Here is a 20781-nt window from a genome sequence, read left to right as displayed (position 1 = left end):
GCATATCAAGACGCGCCGGGCTGTTTTTTTAGTGAACGTTGTCGATCTTGTGGAAGTCGAGTTGACGATCTTCAGGAGAAGAGTCGATCGCCATGACTTCGGCCCGTTTGGTGGTCACGATATAGGCAATACATGCCACATAGAGACCAATCACCACGGTGCCGATCCACTGGATCTGCAGCCACTGGCTTTGGAACGCCAGCGTCAGGCCGAACAGGACAAGTGCGTTGCCCAGCACATAAGGCACTGTGCCAAAGCGCGCGACTGTCAGGTTCAGGTTGTCGGTATAAAGACGGATCAGTGAGTCAAACGAGTTGATCACAAAGATGATCCCAACAACCATCATCGACACATTGATCATCAGTGTCAGCTCAACGCTGTTCAGATGGTAGTAGTAAAGCACCGAGAACCACAGACCGAGCGGAATGGACGGGATCACCAGAAGTGCCGCCAGAACGTGCCAGGTTTTCAGGCCACCAACAAAGCGCGAGGTGAACTGACCGATCATGATCGACCACGCGAACCACCAGAACAGGTAGAACTCGTGATAGTCGGTCATCGGCAGGATGAACTTATGAATGTTCGTAAAGTAGCCGCCGATATTGCTGGCGCTGCTGGCCAGTCCGCCCAGACCCATGCCTGCAAATGCCCACATAAAAATGATGAGCGCTGCGAACAAGCCGGTGGATGCGATCGACAGAACCCGCACGTACTTGATGTCGGTAGACGAGAACGCTGCGAACAGGATCACCAGGAAAGTAATCACGTAGAACGCCGGGATAATCGTCTCACCGTCGCCCATAAAGGTCGCATAGTATGGCAGGTAGATCAGGAACAATGCGCCGGTAAAGGCGCAGGTGCCGATGATGACGATGTTGTTGATCAGCTTGACGATCGGAATTTCAAAGAACTTCACGCGTGGTTCGATCACGCAGAAATAGAAGGTCGTCAGGAAGTAGAACGCCCAGATCAGGAATCCCCAGAAGCCAAACTCCAACGCCAGAGGGTTGGTGAATGCATAGGCGGGCTCCGCTGCCGTGTCGGCATAAAGCGGGAAGTCCCACGCCAGTGGGAACATGATCAGCCCAACATCCAGACCGGATGTGAACAGGATCGCAATAAAGGTGAAAAGATGAACGGGTGTCACGCCAACGTTGCGGACGTTCCCCCATTTAATGACGCAGAATAATGCCAGCCCAAGGGCCATCAGAATTCCGAATGAGATAATGGCTGTCATGACTACCTCCCTATTTTTATCGAGCGTTTCTGGCTCTCATGACGGTGGGCGCAGGGAATATCACGAAATTCCTAAATCACATAACCATTTGTTGAATGACCATTTAAGAAACCTGCAGGAAAGCCGCTTGCGACCCGTCGAAAGACTTGCCAGAGTACTATCATGAGCAGACAGCGCATTCGCGATATCCGGCATGACGAGCTGATCGACGCCACGATTAAGGCGGTGCACAAACATGGCTATGCTGCTGTAACCATGACCGAAATTGCACGCGAAGCCGGGGCAACGGCCGCCAGCATCAACTATTACTTCGGCAGCAAAGAACGCCTGCTGGGCGCAACGATGCAACATCTCTTGTCCTTGTTGCGCGCCGCCGTCTTGCGGCGTGTTGCCATGGCCGCGACGCCACATGAACGGCTCATGGCGTTGCTAGAGGCGAATTTCGATGATTCCGTCTATACCACCGAGCAATGCTCTCTCTGGGTGCAATTCTGGGGCAGCGCGCCCTATGTGAAATCGCTTGCACGGCTGCACAATATCAACCGTCAACGGGTCACCTCAAACTTTCGCGCTGAACTGCGCGCCCTCTTGCCCGAAGATCGTCGCGAAACGGTACGCGAGGCGTTGCAAAGCTATATGGACGGCGTCTGGCTGGAAGCCACGCACAGTTCACAACCGCTGGATGCTGCTGCCGCTCGCGACGAAGCGCGCCGTGTAGCACAGCTCTTGTTGGATAGTGAAGTCTAGGCCATCCTAGCCCTTGGTGGCGTGCACGTTGGGCGTGACCTGACGCCGGTTCAACACCGCCTCGCGCCAGGTGATGAAACTGATCGCGGCGATGATCACTGCGCCACCGGTAATCACCCAGATATCGATGCTTTCGCCGAACATCAGCCACCCTAGCAAAACCGCCCAAACCAGTTGAAGAAATGTAACCGGCTGGGTCACGGTAACCGGGGCCGCAGCAAAGGCCAGCGTCATGGTGTAGTGCCCGGCTGTGGCAAAGCAGGCAACGCAAAACAGAATGACCAGATCCCAGAAACTCGGCGGCACCCAGACCGCGAAAGCAAGCGGCGCGAGCCCGATGGTCACGGTCACCGACAGCATGCCCACCACCACGACCGGGCTAACCTCGTCACTCATTTTCTTGGCCGTCAGATATCCCACTGAGAAAAACAGCGCGGTACACAGCATGGCTAGGTGACCGGGACTGAGCTCACGAAACCCCGGTCGCAAAATGATTAGCACTCCAATCACCGCCGCCACGACGGCCATAATGCGCCGCAACGCAAGGGTCTCTCCCAGAAACAACGCGGCCCCGATAGTGACATAGACGGGGGTCAGATATCCCATCGCGGTAACCTCGGCGATGGGCAACAGGCTCATACCGTAGAACCAGCAAACCACGCCCAAAGTGTGCACGACGCCCCGCAGAGAAAACAGACCCAGTTGCCGACGCGTCAGACGCGCGTTCAGGATCGGGCGGATCATCGGTAAGAGAAAGACGATACCAAGGATGTAGCGCAAAAAGGCCGCTTCAGCCGCTGGCACCCGTCCACCAAGCGATTTAACCAGTGCATTGACCGCCACAAAGCAAGCCCCTGTCACCAGCATCCAGAACACCCCAACAACAGGGCGATATGTATCCGTCACGCTCATAGGCGCATTAAAACGGTCCAGAAGGGAATGTCGAGACAGGAAACAAGTTAACAATGTTGGCCGACGGCACCCGCCTTGCTCGCTTGGGTTACGCCATCCAAAACAGCAGCTTTGCTGCTATGGCCCACATGGTCAGACCGACCAGCACATCCAGCACCTGCCAGGCCCTCGCACTGGTGAACATGGGCCGCAACAGACGTGCACCAAAACCGAGCAAAAAGAAAAACACAAAACTCGAGACGATGGCCCCGGCCCCGAAAGCCCAGTTGTTGTCGTACTGCGCAGAGATGCCTCCCAAGAGCACCACTGTATCCAGATAAACATGTGGATTGGCCCAGGTCAGCACAAGACAGGTCGCCACCGCGCCCGACAGGGACTTGGCTTTGCGACCCTCGTCCTGCAACGCCTCACCACCGCGAAACGCCGCACGAAAACTCATAGCGCCGTAGACCAGTAAAAAAGCTGCCCCACCCCAACGCGCAATATCCACCGCACCGGGATAGGCCTCGACCAGCACACCAAAGCCTGCCACCCCAGCGGCAATCAGGATCGCATCTGAGATCGCGCAGGTCATTACCAGAGGCAATACAAACTCACCGCGCAGCCCTTGCCGCAGGACAAAAGCATTTTGTGCCCCGATCGCCATGATCAGCGAAAACCCCAATGCGAACCCCGCCACTGCTGCCTGTATCATGTGTCTCTCCTGTCGATGCGACTTGCCTATGGGACTTCGGGACATTATTCCAATTAAAACATCTTACTTTGGATTAGCTATCCTAATGCACCTCGACTATGCACATCTCAGGGCCCTTGCCGCCATTTTGCATACGGGCAGTTTTGAGGCGGCGGCGTCTGAACTTGGAGTGACGCAGTCAGCCATCTCGCAGCGATTGAAAACGCTCGAGGACCGGGTCGGAACGCTCTTGGTGCACCGCGGCCAGCCTTGTTCAGGCACCGACGCAGGGCGCCGACTTGCTGCCCACGCCAACAACATCGGGCTATTGGAACAAGGCCTGTCCAAGGATCTGGACGCGCTTTTGCCGGGTCGGGATACACCGATCCGCATTGCCGTGAATGCTGACAGTATCGCCACCTGGTTTTTGCCAGCATTGGCGCGGGTCGAGGGTCTGTTGTTCGATCTGGTGGTCGACGATCAGGAATATTCCGCCGAATGGTTGCGTCGTGGTGAGGTTTCTGCCGCAATCACCAGCCATGACCGCGCCGTTTCCGGCTGCGATTGTCATGCGCTTGGAAACCTACGCTACATCGCGACCGCCAGCCCAGGGTTCATGGCCCGGTACTTCCCGCTTGGCGTCACCAAAGATGCGCTGGCCCAGGCACCAATGCTGCGGTTTGATCGCAAGGACTATCTGCAAAGCCGGTGGATTGAGACCTATCTGAGCAGCAAAGTCAGCCCCCCGAGCCATCGCCTGCCAACCTCGCAGGGGTTTGTTGATGCGAGTCTCTTGGGATTGGGCTGGGGTATGAACCCGGAACTCTTGGTCAGCGATCACATTTCCGCAGGAAACCTTGTTCCCTTGTTGCCCAACGCAACCTTTGACACACCGCTTTATTGGCAATGCTCAAGACTCTTGGGGGAGGCTTTGGCGCCATTGACCCGCGCAATTCGTTACACAGCGCTCAACACATTGCCAAAAGACTAAGAGCGCCGAAATCGGCGCCCTTTGTTGTACTACTTTGTCGTTTTCGACTTAGAGCTGTTCCATCACCTCGTCCGAGGCATCGAAATTGGCCGTGACGCGTTGAATGTCGTCATCGTCTTCCAGTGCATCAATCAGCTTCATCAGCTTCTGCATGCCCTCAAGGTCCATTTCGGTGGTGGTGGTCGGCTTCCAGACCAGCTTAGTGGATTCTGACTCGCCCAGCGCCGCTTCCAAAGCGTTTGAGACTTCGTTCAAATCGCTGTCTTCGCACCAGATAATGTGTCCGTCTTCCGAGCTTTCCACGTCTTCGGCGCCTGCTTCGATGGCGGCTTCAAAAATCGTGTCCGCATCACCAGCATCTGCGGGATAGCTGACCTCCCCCTTACGTTCGAACATAAAGCCAACCGAACCTGTCTCACCCAGGTTGCCGCCGTTCTTGGTAAAGGTCGAGCGCACGGTTGAAGCGGTCCGGTTACGGTTATCTGTCATGGCTTCGACAATCACTGCGACGCCGTTAGGGCCATAGCCCTCATAGCGGATTTCTTCGTAATCGTCGCCTTCGCCTGCGGTCGATTTCTTGATGGCGCGGTCGATCACATCCTTAGGCACAGATTGCGACTTGGCCTCTTTTACCGCCATCCGCAAACGTGGGTTTTTGTCGGGATCTGGGTCACCCATCTTGGCCGCGACGGTGATCTCTTTGGAAAGCTTCGAAAACAGCTTTGAGCGCACAGCATCCTGACGCCCTTTGCGGTGTTGAATATTTGCCCATTTACTGTGGCCGGCCATGTCGTCTCCGTTCGTCCTGATCTTTTCGGATTTCGGCAAGTCTATAGGGCAGAGACCGGGGCAAGGGCAAGGGTCACAGGGCAATTGCGCGTCATTGCACAGGGTCCCTGCGTTGCCTGGGCTGTTGTTTGGCCAAAGGCACGCTAGGTTTGGTGCAAAGGAGAAGCAAATGGGTGTGATGATTGACGGGGTGTATCAGGTCGAAGACCCGGCGCCACAGACCGACGCAGACGGCCAGTTTCGCCGTGCCGCCAGCACGATCCGTCATTGGATCACGCCCGAGGGTCCGTTTTACCCAGAACCCGGTCGCTATCATCTCTATGCCGCCTGGAATTGTCCCTGGGCGCATCGCGCATTGCTGGGACGGGCAGTGATGGGGCTTGAGAACCAGATCAGCGTGTCATACGCCCTGCCCCGTCGCACACCGCAAGGATGGGTCTTTGACGCCGAGGGCGCTTTTGCCGACGGCGAACTTGGGGTTTTGTCACTACACGAGGTCTATGCACGCCAATCCCCGTCCTATACCGGGCGCATCACGGTGCCCGTGCCCTGGGACCGGGACACGCAACAAATCGTCTCCAATGAAAGCGCAGACATCCTGCGCATGCTGGGGCAAGGGTTCGATGCGGCCAGCCGACTTTATCCGGCAGGCAAGGCCGAGGACATCGACCGGTGGAACGCCTCGATCTATCCAGAGATCAACAACGGTGTGTATCGCGCCGGGTTTGCCCGCACGCAAAGTGCCTATGATGAGGCGGTCATCGCCCTCTTTGAAGCTCTGGACCGCATCGAGGCCCATCTGGCGGACAGTGCATGTCTGGTCGGAGATCACGTGACCGAGGCCGACCTGCGCCTTTTCCCGACGCTGGCCCGTTTTGATGTCGCCTATCACTACGCCTTTAAATGCAACATCCGAAAGCTCTCAGAGTACCCGCACCTTTGGGACTATGCCCGTGCGCTCTATGCGTTGCCGGGTGTTGCCGCCACGGTAAAGCCCGAGATCTACAAACAGGGCTATTTCTCCCCATCCGAGTTGCGAAACCCCTTGGGAATTGTCCCCGCCGGGCCTATGGTCCACTGGGAGGGGCCCACCGAGCGCAAACTGACGTTGGCCCCGTAACCATTCCCCCTTGCAGGATACGTCTCTGCCGTTAGGCTGCGCCCATGACGACTGATCAGATCATCCTGTTTTCGCTTTTTGGTGGTGTCTTTGTTCTCCTGCTGTGGGGACGATTTCGCTATGACCTCGTCGCATTTACCGCCTTGATGCTGGGCGTCGTTTTGGGAGTTGTGGACACCAAAAATGCCTTTAGCGGCTTCGGCCACCCGGCCACAATCGTTGTGGCGTTGGTCTTGGTAGTCTCAGCTGGGCTGATGCGGTCGGGCGCCGTTTTTCTCATCACCCGCACGTTGGTGGACAGCGCACGTGGCTTGGGCAGCCATATTGCGCTCATGGGAGGCATCGGAGCTGTTTTGTCGGCGTTTATGAACAACGTGGCGGCGCTGGCTCTGTTGATGCCGGTCGACATACAGACCGCGCGCAAAGCCGGGCGATCCCCCGCCCTATCCTTGATGCCCTTGTCATTCGCCACGATCCTTGGCGGCATGGCCACGTTGATCGGCACGCCGCCAAATATCATCATCGCCGCAATCCGGGGCGAAGCGGTTGGGGAACCCTACAAGATGTTCGATTTCGCCCCAGTGGGCGGGATCACCGCGATTGCCGGGTTGATTTTTGTCGCGCTGATCGGCTGGCGACTGATCCCGGCGCGGGACGATGCGGGGAAAAAGGTCTCGGACCTCGACAGCTATATCGCGGAACTGACTGTCCCCGCTGAGAGCAAGCTGATTGATCTGCGTTTGGGAGAGTTGCAAGAAGAGGCCGACGAGGCCGATGTGGCCCTGATTGGACTGATCCGTGATGGCAAGCGTCGTTATGGCGCGGCGCGCAACACACGGCTCAAGGCGTCGGACACCTTGATTATCGAAGCGACACCAGATGCGCTTGATGAATTTCGCACGGCGCTGAACCTCAACTTTTCCGATGAAAAACGCGAGGAACACCTCAAGGCCGCGGGGGAAGGTCTCGACATGATTGAGATCGTGGTGCCGGAAACCGGACGTATTGTTGGCAAGTCAGCACAATCGTTGGGATTGGCTTGGCGGCAGGGATCGGTCCTGATGGGGATCTCGCGCAATGGACGCCGCATCACCAGCCAAATCCGCCGCACCGAGATAAAACCCGGAGACATCCTGTTGCTCTTGGTGCCCAAGAACCGCGGCAATGACGTGACCGATTGGCTGGGATGCCTGCCGCTTGCAGACAAGGGCTATGTGGTCACCGACAACAAGAAAGTCTGGCTGGCCATTGGCCTGTTTGGCGCGGCAGTTCTGGCGGCGTCATTGGGGGTGATCTACCTACCTGTGGCCCTCGGGATTGTGGTCGTGGCCTATGTGCTCACCAAGATCATGCCGATCTCAGAGCTTTACGATCACATTGAATGGCCGGTGGTTGTGTTGCTGGGCTCAATGATCCCGCTTGGGGCCGCGCTTGAGGACGCTGGCGGCACCAAGCTGATCGCAGACTCGCTGATTGGTTTGACAGCCGGCATGCCCGCCTGGGCGGTGCTGACCGTTTTGATGATCGTCACGATGAGCCTGTCGGACGTGCTGAACAACACCGCCACCACAATTGTCGCCGCCCCCGTCGGCATCCAGATGGCAAACAGTCTGAACGTCTCGCCTGATCCCTTCTTGATGGCCGTGGCCGTCGCGGCCTCGTCGGCCTTCCTGACGCCGATCGGGCATAAGAACAATACGCTGATCCTGGGACCCGGCGGCTATCGTTTTGGGGACTACTGGCGTATTGGACTGCCGCTTGAGATCATTGTGGTCGCGGTCTCAGTCCCGGCAATTCTGGTGTTCTGGCCCTTGTGAGACTAGCTGCGCGCCGCCATCAAGCGAGCCATATCCAGCATGCGGCAGGAAAAGCCCCATTCGTTGTCATACCAGCCAAAGACACGCAGCAAGCCACCAACCGAGACCGAAGTTTCACGTTCTGACAGGATCAGAGACTCGGGCCTCATCCGCAGGTCCGTTGAAACCAGTGGCTTTTGTGTCCAGCCAAGAAGGTGGGCCTTGTCCGTCTCGGCCCGCAGAAGCTTGTTCACACTGTCCGTCGTGGTGGGCTGGTCGGTCTGGATGGTCAGGTCAATAGCTGACACACTGGCGGTCGGCACCCGGATGGCCCGCGCCAGAACCCGCCCTGCGAGATCGGGCAGAACCGTGTCGATCAATCGCCCGGCACTGGTTGTCGTGGGCACCATCGACAGCGCTGCCGCGCGCGAGCGGGCCAAATCTCCACGTGGTTTGTCAACAGTTGGCTGGCTGCCGGTGTAACAATGCACCGTGGTCATGTGACCGCTGATCAGCCCATATTCCGCATCCAACAGCTTGAGCAGTGGGGCCAGCGCGTTGGTGGTGCAAGAGGCGTTCGACACGATGCGATGGGCGCCCAATTGATCCTCATTTGCGCCCATGACCAGCGTAATATCGGCCTCGTCTGATGGTCCGGAAATCAGGACCGATGCCGCCCCCGCCTCAAGCCCGCGTTCGGCCACGGCCCGCGTTCCGGCCATGCCGGTGCATTCCAACACCACATCGACATCCGAAAGATCAAGGTTCCGAAAATCGCGCACGTCGTGAAACGGGATGCTTTGCCCCTTCACAATCAGTGCCGCCTCGCCAGTCTCAACGGGACCAGAAATGGTGCCAAAGACACTGTCGTATTCAAAGAGGTAGGCGCAGGTCTCCAGCGGCTCGATATCGTTGATACCAACGATCTCAATATCCGGGTAACGCCCTTGCATGAGAATGCGCAAAAGCGTGCGCCCAATGCGGCCGAACCCGTTCAGAAAGATGCGAGTTTTGCGGTCTGCCATGATACCCTCCGTGGTCTGCCCTGTTATCTGCGGGAAAAGGACACAAAGGCCAGCGCAATTTTGTGATGCGGGGCATCAAGGGGCTTTGCCCCTCTTGGTCCCAAAGGACCAATTCACCCCAGAGTACTTTCGGCAATACGAAGCATTGGTGCCGGGGCAAAGCCCTAGCCGAGGCTCATATGCCGGTTCACGTCTTTGTAGAGCAGATAGCGGAAGTTGCCGGGGCCGCCCGCATAACAGGCTTGCGGACAAAAGGCGCGCAGCCACATGTAATCGCCCGCTTCGACCTCGACCCAGTCCTGATTGAGACGGTAAACCGCTTTACCCTCAAGCACATAAAGCCCGTGTTCCATAACATGGGTTTCCGCAAAGGGGATCACGCCACCCGGTTTGAAAGTCACGATGGTGACATGCATGTCGTGACGCAGGTCGGCCTGATCGACAAACCGCGTCGTGCCCCAGGTCTCATTCGTGTCTGGCATCCAAGCAGGATCGACATCACGTTCGTTGGTGACAAACGCCTCGGGCTTATCCAGGCCCTCAACCGTCTCATAACGTTTGCGAATCCAGTGGAATGTGGCTGGAGCATCGCTTGTGTTTGTTATCGTCCATTGGCACCCGCTGGGCAGATAGGCATAGCCACCCTCGCCCATCTCGTGACCCTGTCCCTCGATGGTGACCGTGATTGCACCGGAAACTACAAACAGGACTGCCTGAGCCTCGGCGTCCAACTCGGGGCGCGTGCTGCCGCCTCCCGGAGCCACCTCGGCAATATAGTGAGAGAATGTTTCCGCAAAGCCTGACATTGGGCGGGCAATGACCCAAAACCGGGCGTCGGACCAGAACGGCAGGAATGACGTTACAATGTCCGTCAGCGTCCCCTTTGGGATGACCGCATAGGCTTCAGTAAACACGGCGCGATCCGTGAGGATCTGCGTCTGGGGTGGCAGGCCGCCCTGTGGGGCATAATACTCAGAGGTGCTCATAATCGGGTCTCGTCAAATGGCGTTGCCCTATCATGGCTGCCCCACTCCGACAGGTCCAACCCCAAGGCGCCCGCGTTCTCATGAAGGATTAGTTTGAAAATCTTGAAAATCAGGTTGGATTTTCAGGCTGGTTTAACGGTTCGATGAGTTCCGGACCGCTGGCACGGTTGGAGTTTACGGCACGGTCCACCTGATGCCACGACAAGAGGTCATCAGGCGCAGATTGCATGAGCGTCGCCGCACCATGCCCCTGCTCGCCCAGCCACAACCCCCAGTCCGAAGGATCAAGGATCACCGGCATTCGGTGGTGAATAGCCGACATCGGCGCATTGGCACCCGTTGTGACAATCGCGCAGGTGTCCATCTGACCGTCTTCGCTTTGCCACGTCTGCCAGACCCCGGCCAGTGCCAGCGGACCGTCCGTATGGATGTACCAAGGCCAGCGAGTTCCGGCCTCGTCCTTGGTCCATTCATAAAATCCTGTCACCGGGATCAAACACCGGCGCGCGCGACATGCCGCGCGAAAGGCCGGCTTTTCTGCGATGGTTTCAGCCCGCGCGTTGATCAACAAAGGCCCACCGTCCGTAGCTTTGTACCAATGCGGCAAAAACCCCCAACGCATCGATACCAGCTGTCGCCCGGTTTCTGCGTGGCGCACCACATGAATTTGTGTGGTCGGACAGACGTTGTAATTCGGCACATTAGGCAAATCATTTGCAGGCGACGCCGCAAACAGCTGCGCCATCGCATCAGGGGGCAATGTGATTGCAAATCTTCCGCACATGGTTAAACCCTAGCATTGAGCAACCGGTTGCTCACCGATAAAATGCATATGTGCTCAGACCCCGTCGACAAGGAATTCTGCAATGGCCGTCACAGCTCGTCAACATTGGGAAAAAGCCGTCGGATTGCTGAACAACGGCAAGTTTGCCCAGGCTGCGAAAACAGCCAGTGCCGCGGGCAAGAAGTTTCCCAAGGACGCTGAACTGTTCAACATTGCTGGCACGGCCTATGCGCAGATGGGCAAGGCCCGCGAAGCTGTTTCCAGCTTTAACAAGGCACTCAAGCTGACACCAAGCAACGAAGGGTTCCAGAACAACCTGATCCGGGCCATGATCATGGCAGGCGAACACGCCAAAGCCGAAGCGTTGATCGACAAGCTGATCAACCGTCGCGAGAACCCGGCTGAGCTCTATCACTACAAGGCCGGCTCGATGACGGGCCGCAAGATGCCACAAGAGGTGATCGAAGTTTGCAACCAGGCCATCGCCGCAGACCCTATACATGCACAGGCCTACAATCTGCGCGGCATCACTTATTGCGAGATCGAAGAGTTCGAAAACGCTGTCGCAGATTTGCAAAAGGCACGCGAGCTGAGCCCAAAGGACCCGTCCTTCTTGTCCAATCTCGGATTTGCACTGTCCAGTCTCGAACAGCATGACGAAGCTCTGGACGCCATAAAAACAGCGTTGGAGATTGATCCGAAACACCTGTTGGCCCGTTACCGGTATGCGACGTCGCTAACGGATTCCGGACATTTGGAAGAGGCCATCGAAAACCACTACAAGGTTCTCGAAATCGACCCACTGCACGGGGATGCCTTTATTCAACTTGTCCACCTACAGTCGAAAGAGGACAATCTGGCGCTTGAGCCACGGTTGCGCAAAGCGTTGGCAAACGCACCCCGCAGATCACCGGTTCAGGTTGATCTGAAACTCGCTATGGGCAACCTTTTGTTTCAAAAAGGAGAGTACACAGAGGCCGCAAACTTTCTTGCTCAATCCAACGCGGCGGCAGCGCAATCCAGACCTTATGACCGGGCTGCTGCGGATGCAGAGTATGCCGAAATCTGCAAACGGTTTCCGATCGGTAGTGCTGATCAGATACCTGCACCAAATGACGGGCTGACACCCATATTTGTCATTGGCCAGCCGCGTTCTGGCACAACACTAACTGAGATGATCTTGTCTGCCCATCCAGATGTACAATCCTGCGGAGAGTTACCTGGTGGGATGACGTATAGCCGTGCCCTGCTGGATCAAGATGCGCCCCTAGAGCCTGAGCGGTTTGCCGAGGACTATTACTCGTGCGTTCCTGCTCTGAATGACGGCGCGCGAGCTTTTGTCGACAAGTTGCCACCAAACTATGCCTATGTCGGCTTTCTGCTGAGCGCGCTGCCCAATGCGCGCGTCATTCACATTGGCCGTGACCCACGTGACGTCGCTCTGTCAATGTGGCGACGCACGTTCAGCTCACCCAGCATGAACTACACGTTCGATCTTGGCGCAATGGCGCACACGGCCAATCTTTACAAACGCTACATCCAGCATTGGGAAGAGGTCTACGGCGACCGTATTCTGACGCTGGACTACCGCGAGGTTGTATCCGACGTCGAGGGCAGCTCAAAGCGGATGGCCGAACATTGTGGTCTGGAATGGGCACCTCAAATGGCGGCCCCGGAAAAAAACAAGGCGCGGGTCCGCACGGCTTCGGCGTCTCAAGTGCGCCAAGGTGTTCACCAAAAATCCCTTGGTGGATGGCATGTGGTCAAAGACGCTCTGAAACCCTTTGTCGACGGACTTGATCCCGAACTCTGGCCTGAATTGGACCATTGACCCCGACTGCACGACCGCGCCAACACGCCAAAATGGAAAGCCCATCATGACCCAAACACTGCAGCAAATCTCGGAAAAACTGACCGCACAATTGCAGGCAGGTCAGTTCTCTGCCGCAGCAAAACTGGCCAAACGCGCCGTAAAGAAGTTCCCCAGAGAGGCGCACTTTGCGACCATTGCTGGGACAGCACTGGCCAGCGCGGATCAGGGGCGTGAGGCGTTTCAATACTTCTTAAAAGCGGTGAAGCTTGAGCCAAACCACGAGGAATATCAAAACAATCTTGTGCACGCCTATATCGTCGTAGGGCGTCATGACAAAGCTGAAGCGCTGGCAAACCAACTGCTGGCGCGGCGCAAAGATCCCTCCAAACTGTGCCACCTTCTGGCCTTTAGTGCCGAACTGACGGCGCAACCCGACAAGGTCATTGCAGCAGCCACCAGAGGGCTGGACACAGCCCGCGAATATCGCGCCAATCTTTTGGTCATGCGAGGCGATGCTTACGCCATCCAGGAGAACCACGATCTAGCCGAGGCAGACTACCAAACCCTCCTGAACGAAGTCCCAAACCATCCGATCGCGACCGAAAAACTAACGCAGCTCTATTTGGACACGTTCCGATCAGACTTGGCACGCCAAACGCTTGCAGCTCCGCTCAAAGCCAACCCCGACGATACCCACCTCTTGATCGCGCAAGCAGATGTGTATTTGGCCTTGGGGCAGGTTGACGAGGCAAAGATCACCTTGACCCGCTCGCACCAGCTTGCGCCAGACACCATTGCCCCGTTAACCAAATTAGCTGGGATTGCGACACCCGATGAACGCCCCTCTCTGATTTTGGATGCTGAGAAAATGTTGACAATGCATGCCAAAGGCACCGACAGCTGGTGCCGTCTCTGCATGGCGTTGGGCAATCTCTATTTTGCCGAAAAAGATCACAAGGCTGCCGGAAAGTATTTGGCGAAGGCCAAGGCCGGGCTGGCTTATCTGTTTGTGCACCACCCTGAAAATGAGGCACGCGCATTTGAAGATACTCTGCAGGTAACACCTGCCGGACCGGCCGTTCTGACATCCGCACTAGCAGGTCGCCCCAGGCCCCTGTTCGTCGTCGGTCAGCCTCGTTCCGGCACTACGCTGACCGAAATGATCCTGTCAGCGCACCCGGATGTTACCAGTTGTGGCGAGCTTTCCGCAGTGCCACGGGCCTATCGCAAAATCCAAGATCAAGGCGGTGCGTTTGACCCGGCTCTCTTTGCAGAGACGTTTTACAAAAGCCTGCCTGCCCATGCCGCCAATGCCAGCGCGATCGTCGACAAGATGCCCGCGAACTATCGCTATATCGGCGCGATGCTGCACGGGATACCGGGCGCTAAGATCATCCATATAGAACGCGATCCGCGAGAAGTAGCACTGTCCATGTGGCGCCAGCATTTTAAAAGCGAATGGATGCGCTTCACCAACGATCTGCGCCATATCGCGCTCCAGGCGAACCTGTATCGGCGCTATATGAACCATTGGGCGTCAGAGTTTGAAGGGCAGTTCCTGACCATCCACTATCAAGACCTGGTGTCGGATGTTGAAAAATATTCGAAAGACATGGCCGCGTTTTGCGATCTTGACTGGGTGCCCGAGATGATGGCGCCGCAAAAAAACCGTGCACAGGTGCGAACTGCATCCGTCACACAGGTACGTCAGGGTGTGCACAAGAAATCGGTTGGTGGCTGGCGGGTTATGGAAGAACAGTTGCAGCCCTTCATTCGCAACCTCGACAAATCTCTTTGGCCTGAACTCGATCTCTAATCGGTCTTAGCGATAGGATTTCCGCGCCAGTTCAATCCGCGCCTCCATCATGGACATGTCTTTTAGGATGTCCTGACGTCGGGTGCGATCTGTGGTTTCACGCAACTCTGCGCGCAAAGCCGCCAGTTCCCGGCTAAGCGAGACGAACTCGGGCGCACCGCCGCTTTCGCGCACCAGACGGTTGATAAGCGCGTTTTCGGGGTCATCCACCTTAGGCAATGGTTTGCCCGCACCTTCCAGATTGTCAAAAAGGCCGTCTTCTTCAGCCTGAAGAATTTTCTGATTAATAAGATCGAACAGCGGGTGATCCATACCTGCCCCGTAAAAAAGCCCCCGCCAGTTTCCCGGCGAGGGCGTGCAAGGTCAAGCGACGTGTTACTTCATCGAGATACGCCCGTCCGTGTAAGGCGTATAGGGTGCGTTCTTGGCCATATACTCTGCCGTGACATCCGCCAAATCGGGACCATAGTCATAAGCATTGGCCGCGCTGCGGAACATCTTGTAGCCGTCGCCTCCGCCACGCACATAGTTGTTCGAGACCAGGATATAGGTCGCAGCTGGGTCAATCGGAGCCCAAGCGCCGTCTTTCATTACCATGACTTCAGCAACACGGCCTTCGTTTGCAGGTTTTGAACTGTCCCAGGTGAACTTCAGTCCCGCAACTTGCGGGAACCGGCCTTTGACTTCTTCCACCTGGCTCACGCCGTTTTCCAAGGCGTCAATGACTGTCTGTCCTGAGACCTCAAACGTCGAGAGGGTGTTCTGAAACGGTAGAACGGTCAGCACTTCGCCCATTGTCACTTCGCCTGCATCAATCGACGCGCGCAAGCCACCCGAATTGGCAATAGCGATGGTCACGCCCTGATCGGCCACGCGGTCCAGCATGGCGTCGGCCACCAGATTGCCCATCGCGCATTCCTGAACGCGACAGACCGAGCGGTCGCCCTCAATCGCATCAGCTGCCGAGGCCACGACACGCTGGCGAATTTCTTCCAGAGGACCCGCAAGTTCCGCAATCCGCGCCTTGGTGCCCGCATCTTCTTCGACCGAGGCATCCATGATGATCGGCTCACCGGTGGCTTCGATGATTTCTCCGGCATCATTAAAGGTCACGTTCAACTCGCCAAGGAACTTGCCATAAGCATAGGCCTGTACGATGGCCGTGTTACCGACCATGGTCGGATATGGACCCTTGGCGCGATCCGAAGTGTTGGAAAGGTATGTGTTGTCGTGGCCACCGACGATCACGTCCACACCAGTTGTGTTGGCGGCAACATGCTGGTCAACGCCATAGCCTGAGTGGCTGAGCACGATGATCTTGTTCACGCCCATTTCGGTCAGCTTGTCGACTTCGCCCTGAACGGCGGCAACCGGATCGGAAAAGGTGACATTCGGACCGGGGCTGGCCAGCTCATCGGTGTCTTCCGGGGTCAGGCCAATGAGGCCAATCTTTTCTCCGCCACGCTCAATGACCGTGGATTTTGCCAGCTTGCCCGCCAGAAGCTCTTCACCGCTGACGTCAGCGTTTGACATCAGAACTGGGAAATCAACCGCGTCCATAAACCCGCGCAGCACTTCGGGGCCATCATCGAACTCGTGGTTGCCGACGGTCATGCCGTCATAGCCCAGTTTGTTCATCATCTCGGCGGCAGCCTGACCTTTGTAATAGGTATAAAACAGTGTGCCTTGGAACTGGTCCCCGCCATCAACGAGGATCGAATTGTTTGAACGCGCACGCGCATCGGCCACGGCGGTGATAAGGCGCGCCGAGCCACCAAAGCATTTGCCTTCGGCGTTGCTGTCTTCCGAGCAGCCCGAGTCATATTTGCTGATGGGTTCAAATCGAGCGTGGAAATCGTTGGTGTGCAGAACGGTCAGCGAATAATCTGCCATCGCTGCGCTTGTGCTTAGGGCCACGGCTGCGGCACCCGTCATAAAACGGTAAAACATTGGTACTCCCCTGTTCTTGTCGGTGTCTGAGGGTATGGTGACTCTGTTTTGATGCACGAGTCAAAACTTCTGTCGCTTGACGTTGCGGACGCGGCGAGGCACACCGGGATCATGCTGATTTTTAAGATATTCCGGGCCGATGAATGGGCCGAATTGCGCGCAAACAGGGAAACCGCAGGCGCGCCGATTGATGTCACCGATGGCTACGTCCACTTTTCGACGGCTGAACAGGTGGCCGAGACTGCTGCCAAGCATTTTACTGCTGAAGAGGGATTGTTCCTTCTGGGGCTGGAAGCGGACGATCTGGGCGAAAAACTTGTCTGGGAACCGTCGCGTGGAGGGGCCCTTTTTCCGCATCTTTACAGAGTGTTACGCCTGGAGGATGTGGCATGGGCGCAACCTCTGCCCTTGGTCGACGGAGCGCATGAGTTTCCGGCAGGGCTGGGCATATGAGCATTTTAGAAACTCTTGGCATGAAGGCCCTGCGCTCGATTGATCCCGAAGCCGCGCATGGCTGGGCTATCCGGGCCTTGCAAATGGGCTTCGCACCAGCACCGGGCCAGATCACATCACCGCGCCTAAAGACAACATTTGCCGGAATGACGCTGGTCAACCCCGTGGGGCTTGCCGCTGGGTTTGATAAGAATGCCAACGCTTTAGATGGCCTGTCTAAGGCTGGTTTTGGGTTCTTCGAGGTGGGGGCTGCAACACCCCGGCCGCAACCGGGCAACCCCAAGCCTCGCCTATTTCGGCTGACTGAAGATCACGCGGCGATCAATCGGTTTGGGTTCAATAACGAGGGCATGGAGCCAATTGCCGCCCGGTTGGCGAAACGGCCCAAAGACGCGGTGATCGGGTTGAACCTTGGCGCCAATAAGGACAGCGAGGATCGCGCGGGCGATTTCGCTAAGGTCTTAGAATGTTGTGGAAAATACCTTGATTTTGCGACGGTGAACGTGTCGTCCCCAAACACTGAAAAACTGCGCGACCTGCAAGGCAAAGCAGCGTTGTCGGCCCTATTGGCAGGTGTCATGGAAACGCGCGATGCGCTTGAACGCAAAGTGCCTGTCTTCCTGAAAATCGCACCTGATCTGAGCGACGCAGAGCTGGAAGAAATCGCTGAGGTGGCGCGGGACTCTGGCCTGGACGCGGTCATTACAACCAACACCACGTTGGACCGTAAAGCATTGTCTTCACAACATAGAAATGAAGCAGGCGGCCTTTCAGGCGCACCGCTTTTCACCAAGTCGACACGGGTTTTGGCGAAGATGTCGAAACTGGTGGATGGCAAGATTCCATTGGTCGGCGTGGGCGGGATCAGCAATGCCGACGACGCCTATGACAAGATCTGCGCTGGCGCGTCGGTGGTCCAGCTTTACACGGCACTGGTGTTTGGCGGCTTATCGCTGACCGAAGAGGTCATTCGCGGGCTGGATGCCTTGTTGGAACGGGATGGATTTGCCAGTGTCGCCGAGGCTGTTGGTAGCAAACGAGAGGCCTGGCTATGATCACGATCTGGCACAATCCGCGATGCTCGAAGTCGCGCCAAACTCTGGCGATTGTTGAAGAAAAAGGCGTCGTCGCGATACGAAAATATCTGGAAGACACCCCCTCGGAAGGTGAAATTCGCGCCACACGGGACATGCTCGGGCTGCGCGCTATCGACATGATGCGCCCCAAAGAGCCCGAGTTCAAAGAGCTGGGATTGAGCCGGGATTCAGACGATGACACCTTGATCGCGGCGATGGCAAAATGCCCAAAACTCATCGAGCGCCCAATTGTCTTGGCAAATGGCAAAGCCGCCTTGGGCCGCCCACCCGAAGCAGTGCTGGATATCCTCTGAACCGAGCTAAACGTGCGTATTGCGCGAAATTGTTCGCCTATCGGACTTGTTTCAGGGGGTGTCAGCGGCCCGTTCCAGCGCCGGGTAACGAAACATCAACGTGACCCCGCGCGCGACAAATGAGATCAGCAGTGCGAGCCAGAGACCGTGATTGCCGAAGGGCGGTATCAGGACCACCACAGCGGCCACGTAGATCACCAAAGACACGGCCATCATGTTGCGCATATCGCGGGTGCGAGTGGCACCAATAAAGATACCGTCGAGCATCCAACTGGCGACCCCTAAAAGCGGCGCGGCCACCATGTAGGGCAGGTAGACACGCGCTTCGAACTGGACCTCGATTGACTTGGTGAGGATGTCGATGATCGCGCCGCCGCCAACCGCGAAAATCAGCGCAAGAAGCACAACCATGATCCCGCCCCAAAGACCGCTGAGCCATGCTGCGCGACGCAGGTTGGCGCGGGCCCGAGCGCCCAGCGCCTGCCCGACCAGCGCCTCAGCCGCAAAAGCAAACCCGTCCAGCGCATAGGCCGTGATGTGCAGGAACTGCATCAACACCTGATTGGCGGCAAGGGCTACGTCTCCGAACCGGGCACCGAGGAAAAGGAAGGACATAAAGATCGCCTGCAACATCAGGCTGCGCAACATGATGTCACCGTTGACCGACATCACTTCGCGCAGGCGGGCGCGGTCAAACACGCGGGTCCAGTCGCGCCAGGCGGGTTGCAGGAAGGCATCACGACACAGCCAGAGCCCTAGCGCCAGACCTGTCCATTCCGCAAGAAACGTAGCAAATGCGACGCCGGACACGCCCCAGCCAAGGCCCAGCACAAACCAAAGGTCGAGCACGATGTTGAGGCCGTTCATACAGACCTGTAGCACCAGAACCGCGCGGGTGCGTTCCAATGCAATGAGCCAGCCGGTGATCCCGTAAAGCCCGATCATCGCAGGCGCCGAGAAGACCCGGATCTGCAGGTAATCCTGTGCAAGGCTCTCGACCTCGGTGCTGGCAGGCGAAAGCTGGAATGCCAGCATAAATAGCGGGTATTGCAACACGATGATCAGCGCCGCGCCGGCAAACCCCAGCATCAAGGCGCGGGTCAACATGGCCGAAACTTCACCGTGGCGCCCTGCCCCATGGGCCTGTGACGTGAGGCCCGTGGTACCCATGCGCAGAAACCCGAACATCCAGTAGAGGCCGGTCAGGATGATCGCGCCGATGCCAACGGCGCCGATCGGGGCGGCTTCGCCCAGCTGTCCGACAACGCCAGTGTCCACGGCACCAAGAATGGGCACGGTGGCGTTCGAGATCACAATCGGGATGGCAACTTTCAGAACGCGCGCGTGTGTGACCGCCTTGGGGTCAGTCATCCTCGCCGACCGGCATCAGGAAATGGCCTGTGGCCTGTGCAAACAACTTGCCGCGTTGGTCCTGCCAGGCCTCGACATGGACCGAAGCATAGCGGCGTCCGGACCGATTCACCTTGGCGCGGGCATAAGCGTCGCGCGGCAGACCCGAGCGTAGGTAATCAACGTTAAAGTCGATGGTCTTTGGCAGTCGTGGCAGGTGCCCGATGGCCAGCTCTTCCGTGTCGATATTGCCGGATTCGATGTCTTCCCACAGCACCGACCACGCCAGTCCGATCACGGCCGTGGTCTCAAGAAACCCTGCAATGGCCCCGCCATGAAGCGCGGGCAGCATGGGATTGCCGATCAGCTTTTCGTCAAACGGCATCAATGCGGTCAACTCATCGCCCCGCCGGTCAAACTCGATCCCGAGGAACTGCACATATGGCACCCCGTGCACCAAGGCGTTCAGGGCGCCATCGCGACGCTGCTTCACAACCTGCACAGGTTCCGGACGCTTGAAACTCATTTCAGGCCTCCCACCGTAAAGGCACCGGCAGCTGTAGCAACGGGACGATCCGGGTCATCATCCAGCGCCGTCGCCCGCACAAAGGCCACAGACCGGGTGATATGATAGCATTCGGCGCGGGTGCGAATGGTCTGCCCGGGTGTCGCGGCGCGCATATAGTCGATGCGCAGATCGATGGTGGCGGTGGTCGCCGGGGACGCGGGGTGGCTCATTGCAGCGGCGCCACAACAGGTGTCCATCAGGGCCGAAACTGCGCCGCCATGCAGCACGCCCGTCTCTGGATCGCCTACGATGCGCAAATCATAGGGCAGCTCCATTTCGGCAAAACCATCACCGATACCGGTCAACTTCATGCCCAGCGCTTTGCAATGAGGAATCGCACTGATGAATTGTTCTGCCATTTCGGCTTTTTTGGAGTTCATG

21 protein-coding genes are annotated in these 20781 nt (G+C 57.3%); 9 read left to right on the top strand and 12 right to left on the bottom strand.

Annotated elements, in window-relative coordinates; translation table 11 throughout:
• Window positions 1-28: 28 nt before the first annotated feature.
• Complete coding sequence (locus Q0932_RS04025; protein WP_299349908.1) at window positions 29-1237, bottom strand: BCCT family transporter; 1209 nt, start codon at window positions 1235-1237, stop codon at window positions 29-31.
• A 162-nt stretch (window positions 1238-1399) separates the two neighbouring features.
• Here Q0932_RS04025 and betI point away from each other — a divergent pair, with 162 nt between their 5' ends.
• Window positions 1400-1984 carry a transcriptional regulator BetI gene (betI, locus tag Q0932_RS04020; RefSeq protein WP_299349906.1) on the top strand — a complete coding sequence of 195 codons (585 nt, stop codon included), beginning with the start codon at window positions 1400-1402 and terminating at the stop codon, window positions 1982-1984.
• A 6-nt stretch (window positions 1985-1990) separates the two neighbouring features.
• On the opposite strand, the gene Q0932_RS04015 is transcribed toward betI, so the two are convergent.
• Window positions 1991-2896: a DMT family transporter gene (locus tag Q0932_RS04015; RefSeq protein WP_299349905.1), complete on the bottom strand. Its 906-nt coding sequence runs from the start codon at window positions 2894-2896 to the stop codon at window positions 1991-1993.
• Between the two features lie 88 nt (window positions 2897-2984).
• Window positions 2985-3590, bottom strand: a complete 606-nt coding sequence (locus Q0932_RS04010; protein WP_299349904.1) for a LysE/ArgO family amino acid transporter — start codon at window positions 3588-3590, stop codon at window positions 2985-2987.
• Window positions 3591-3675: 85 nt separating this feature from the next.
• Between Q0932_RS04010 and Q0932_RS04005 the strand changes: the two genes are divergently transcribed.
• The gene (locus tag Q0932_RS04005) at window positions 3676-4560 is read left to right on the top strand and encodes a LysR family transcriptional regulator ArgP (RefSeq protein ID WP_299349903.1); all 885 of its coding nucleotides are present in this window, start codon (window positions 3676-3678) and stop codon (window positions 4558-4560) included.
• Window positions 4561-4608: 48 nt separating this feature from the next.
• Here Q0932_RS04005 and Q0932_RS04000 read toward each other — a convergent pair whose 3' ends face one another.
• Window positions 4609-5349 (bottom strand): YebC/PmpR family DNA-binding transcriptional regulator, encoded by a 741-nt coding sequence (locus Q0932_RS04000; RefSeq protein ID WP_299349901.1) that lies wholly within the window; start codon window positions 5347-5349, stop codon window positions 4609-4611.
• Window positions 5350-5518: 169 nt separating this feature from the next.
• Between Q0932_RS04000 and Q0932_RS03995 the strand changes: the two genes are divergently transcribed.
• Together Q0932_RS03995 and Q0932_RS03990 are read left to right on the top strand one after the other, a co-directional pair.
• Window positions 5519-6469 (top strand): glutathione S-transferase C-terminal domain-containing protein, encoded by a 951-nt coding sequence (locus tag Q0932_RS03995; RefSeq protein ID WP_299349899.1) that lies wholly within the window; start codon window positions 5519-5521, stop codon window positions 6467-6469.
• 44 nt (window positions 6470-6513) lie between these two features.
• A complete protein-coding gene (locus Q0932_RS03990) occupies window positions 6514-8286 on the top strand; it encodes an SLC13 family permease (protein WP_299349898.1) in 1773 nt (590 codons plus the stop codon).
• Window positions 8287-8288: 2 nt separating this feature from the next.
• Here Q0932_RS03990 and Q0932_RS03985 read toward each other — a convergent pair whose 3' ends face one another.
• The 3 genes from Q0932_RS03985 to Q0932_RS03975 all read right to left on the bottom strand — a co-directional run bounded on the left by Q0932_RS03985 (window position 8289) and on the right by Q0932_RS03975 (window position 11060).
• Window positions 8289-9290, bottom strand: coding sequence for a glyceraldehyde 3-phosphate dehydrogenase NAD-binding domain-containing protein (locus Q0932_RS03985; protein ID WP_299349897.1), 1002 nt, complete (start codon window positions 9288-9290; stop codon window positions 8289-8291).
• 164 nt (window positions 9291-9454) lie between these two features.
• The gene (locus Q0932_RS03980; RefSeq protein WP_299349896.1) at window positions 9455-10276 is read right to left on the bottom strand and encodes a bifunctional allantoicase/(S)-ureidoglycine aminohydrolase; all 822 of its coding nucleotides are present in this window, start codon (window positions 10274-10276) and stop codon (window positions 9455-9457) included.
• A gap of 109 nt (window positions 10277-10385) precedes the next feature.
• Window positions 10386-11060, bottom strand: coding sequence for an SOS response-associated peptidase (locus tag Q0932_RS03975; RefSeq protein WP_299349894.1), 675 nt, complete (start codon window positions 11058-11060; stop codon window positions 10386-10388).
• Window positions 11061-11142: 82 nt separating this feature from the next.
• Here Q0932_RS03975 and Q0932_RS03970 point away from each other — a divergent pair, with 82 nt between their 5' ends.
• Together Q0932_RS03970 and Q0932_RS03965 are read left to right on the top strand one after the other, a co-directional pair.
• Window positions 11143-12891, top strand: coding sequence for a tetratricopeptide repeat-containing sulfotransferase family protein (locus Q0932_RS03970; RefSeq protein ID WP_299349893.1), 1749 nt, complete (start codon window positions 11143-11145; stop codon window positions 12889-12891).
• Window positions 12892-12937: 46 nt separating this feature from the next.
• Window positions 12938-14689, top strand: a complete 1752-nt coding sequence (locus Q0932_RS03965) for a tetratricopeptide repeat-containing sulfotransferase family protein (RefSeq protein WP_299349892.1) — start codon at window positions 12938-12940, stop codon at window positions 14687-14689.
• Window positions 14690-14695: 6 nt separating this feature from the next.
• Here Q0932_RS03965 and Q0932_RS03960 read toward each other — a convergent pair whose 3' ends face one another.
• Window positions 14696-15001 carry a DUF1992 domain-containing protein gene (locus Q0932_RS03960; RefSeq protein WP_299349891.1) on the bottom strand — a complete coding sequence of 102 codons (306 nt, stop codon included), beginning with the start codon at window positions 14999-15001 and terminating at the stop codon, window positions 14696-14698.
• Between the two features lie 63 nt (window positions 15002-15064).
• Window positions 15065-16639, bottom strand: a complete 1575-nt coding sequence (locus tag Q0932_RS03955) for a bifunctional metallophosphatase/5'-nucleotidase (RefSeq protein WP_299349890.1) — start codon at window positions 16637-16639, stop codon at window positions 15065-15067.
• A 111-nt stretch (window positions 16640-16750) separates the two neighbouring features.
• Here Q0932_RS03955 and Q0932_RS03950 point away from each other — a divergent pair, with 111 nt between their 5' ends.
• From Q0932_RS03950 to arsC, 3 genes are read left to right on the top strand one after another with little or no spacing between them, the layout of a single operon-like run.
• Window positions 16751-17092, top strand: coding sequence for a DUF952 domain-containing protein (locus tag Q0932_RS03950; protein WP_299350625.1), 342 nt, complete (start codon window positions 16751-16753; stop codon window positions 17090-17092).
• A complete protein-coding gene (locus tag Q0932_RS03945) occupies window positions 17089-18147 on the top strand; it encodes a quinone-dependent dihydroorotate dehydrogenase (RefSeq protein ID WP_299349889.1) in 1059 nt (352 codons plus the stop codon). The genes Q0932_RS03950 and Q0932_RS03945 overlap by 4 nt, the downstream gene beginning before the upstream one ends.
• On the top strand, window positions 18144-18482 hold the full coding sequence (gene arsC, locus Q0932_RS03940) for an arsenate reductase (glutaredoxin) (RefSeq protein ID WP_299349888.1): 339 nt from the start codon (window positions 18144-18146) through the stop codon (window positions 18480-18482). Before Q0932_RS03945 ends, arsC begins: the two co-directional genes overlap by 4 nt.
• A 51-nt stretch (window positions 18483-18533) precedes the next feature.
• Here the strand turns inward: arsC and Q0932_RS03935 are convergent, their stop codons facing one another.
• Genes Q0932_RS03935 through Q0932_RS03925 form a run of 3 tightly spaced genes read right to left on the bottom strand, consistent with a single transcriptional unit; the run spans window position 18534 to window position 20780 of the window.
• Complete coding sequence (locus tag Q0932_RS03935) at window positions 18534-19853, bottom strand: MATE family efflux transporter (protein WP_299349887.1); 1320 nt, start codon at window positions 19851-19853, stop codon at window positions 18534-18536.
• On the bottom strand, window positions 19846-20358 hold the full coding sequence (locus Q0932_RS03930; RefSeq protein ID WP_299349886.1) for a PaaI family thioesterase: 513 nt from the start codon (window positions 20356-20358) through the stop codon (window positions 19846-19848). The genes Q0932_RS03935 and Q0932_RS03930 overlap by 8 nt, the downstream gene beginning before the upstream one ends.
• Window positions 20355-20780, bottom strand: a complete 426-nt coding sequence (locus Q0932_RS03925) for a PaaI family thioesterase (RefSeq protein WP_299349885.1) — start codon at window positions 20778-20780, stop codon at window positions 20355-20357. Before Q0932_RS03925 ends, Q0932_RS03930 begins: the two co-directional genes overlap by 4 nt.
• Window position 20781 lies beyond the last annotated feature (1 nt).

Origin of the sequence: uncultured Shimia sp. (assembly GCF_947498095.1) — a bacterium.
Lineage (GTDB): Bacteria > Pseudomonadota > Alphaproteobacteria > Rhodobacterales > Rhodobacteraceae > Shimia.
Note: the sequence above shows the minus strand (reverse complement) of the source record. Positions and strands in the feature narration are given on the sequence as shown.

Coding starts and splice junctions, on each gene's coding strand:
- Q0932_RS03950 (WP_299350625.1), top strand. CDS start 16,751: ATGCTGATTTTTAAGATATTCCGGGCCGATGAATGGGCCGAATTGCGC.
- Q0932_RS03975 (WP_299349894.1), bottom strand. CDS start 11,060: ATGTGCGGAAGATTTGCAATCACATTGCCCCCTGATGCGATGGCGCAG.
- Q0932_RS03930 (WP_299349886.1), bottom strand. CDS start 20,358: ATGAGTTTCAAGCGTCCGGAACCTGTGCAGGTTGTGAAGCAGCGTCGC.
- Q0932_RS03965 (WP_299349892.1), top strand. CDS start 12,938: ATGACCCAAACACTGCAGCAAATCTCGGAAAAACTGACCGCACAATTG.
- betI (WP_299349906.1), top strand. CDS start 1,400: ATGAGCAGACAGCGCATTCGCGATATCCGGCATGACGAGCTGATCGAC.
- Q0932_RS03990 (WP_299349898.1), top strand. CDS start 6,514: ATGACGACTGATCAGATCATCCTGTTTTCGCTTTTTGGTGGTGTCTTT.
- Q0932_RS03995 (WP_299349899.1), top strand. CDS start 5,519: ATGGGTGTGATGATTGACGGGGTGTATCAGGTCGAAGACCCGGCGCCA.
- Q0932_RS03980 (WP_299349896.1), bottom strand. CDS start 10,276: ATGAGCACCTCTGAGTATTATGCCCCACAGGGCGGCCTGCCACCCCAG.
- Q0932_RS03955 (WP_299349890.1), bottom strand. CDS start 16,639: ATGTTTTACCGTTTTATGACGGGTGCCGCAGCCGTGGCCCTAAGCACA.
- Q0932_RS03925 (WP_299349885.1), bottom strand. CDS start 20,780: ATGAACTCCAAAAAAGCCGAAATGGCAGAACAATTCATCAGTGCGATT.
- arsC (WP_299349888.1), top strand. CDS start 18,144: ATGATCACGATCTGGCACAATCCGCGATGCTCGAAGTCGCGCCAAACT.
- Q0932_RS03960 (WP_299349891.1), bottom strand. CDS start 15,001: ATGGATCACCCGCTGTTCGATCTTATTAATCAGAAAATTCTTCAGGCT.
- Q0932_RS04005 (WP_299349903.1), top strand. CDS start 3,676: ATGCACCTCGACTATGCACATCTCAGGGCCCTTGCCGCCATTTTGCAT.
- Q0932_RS03970 (WP_299349893.1), top strand. CDS start 11,143: ATGGCCGTCACAGCTCGTCAACATTGGGAAAAAGCCGTCGGATTGCTG.
- Q0932_RS04015 (WP_299349905.1), bottom strand. CDS start 2,896: ATGAGCGTGACGGATACATATCGCCCTGTTGTTGGGGTGTTCTGGATG.
- Q0932_RS04025 (WP_299349908.1), bottom strand. CDS start 1,237: ATGACAGCCATTATCTCATTCGGAATTCTGATGGCCCTTGGGCTGGCA.
- Q0932_RS03985 (WP_299349897.1), bottom strand. CDS start 9,290: ATGGCAGACCGCAAAACTCGCATCTTTCTGAACGGGTTCGGCCGCATT.
- Q0932_RS04000 (WP_299349901.1), bottom strand. CDS start 5,349: ATGGCCGGCCACAGTAAATGGGCAAATATTCAACACCGCAAAGGGCGT.
- Q0932_RS04010 (WP_299349904.1), bottom strand. CDS start 3,590: ATGATACAGGCAGCAGTGGCGGGGTTCGCATTGGGGTTTTCGCTGATC.
- Q0932_RS03935 (WP_299349887.1), bottom strand. CDS start 19,853: ATGACTGACCCCAAGGCGGTCACACACGCGCGCGTTCTGAAAGTTGCC.
- Q0932_RS03945 (WP_299349889.1), top strand. CDS start 17,089: ATGAGCATTTTAGAAACTCTTGGCATGAAGGCCCTGCGCTCGATTGAT.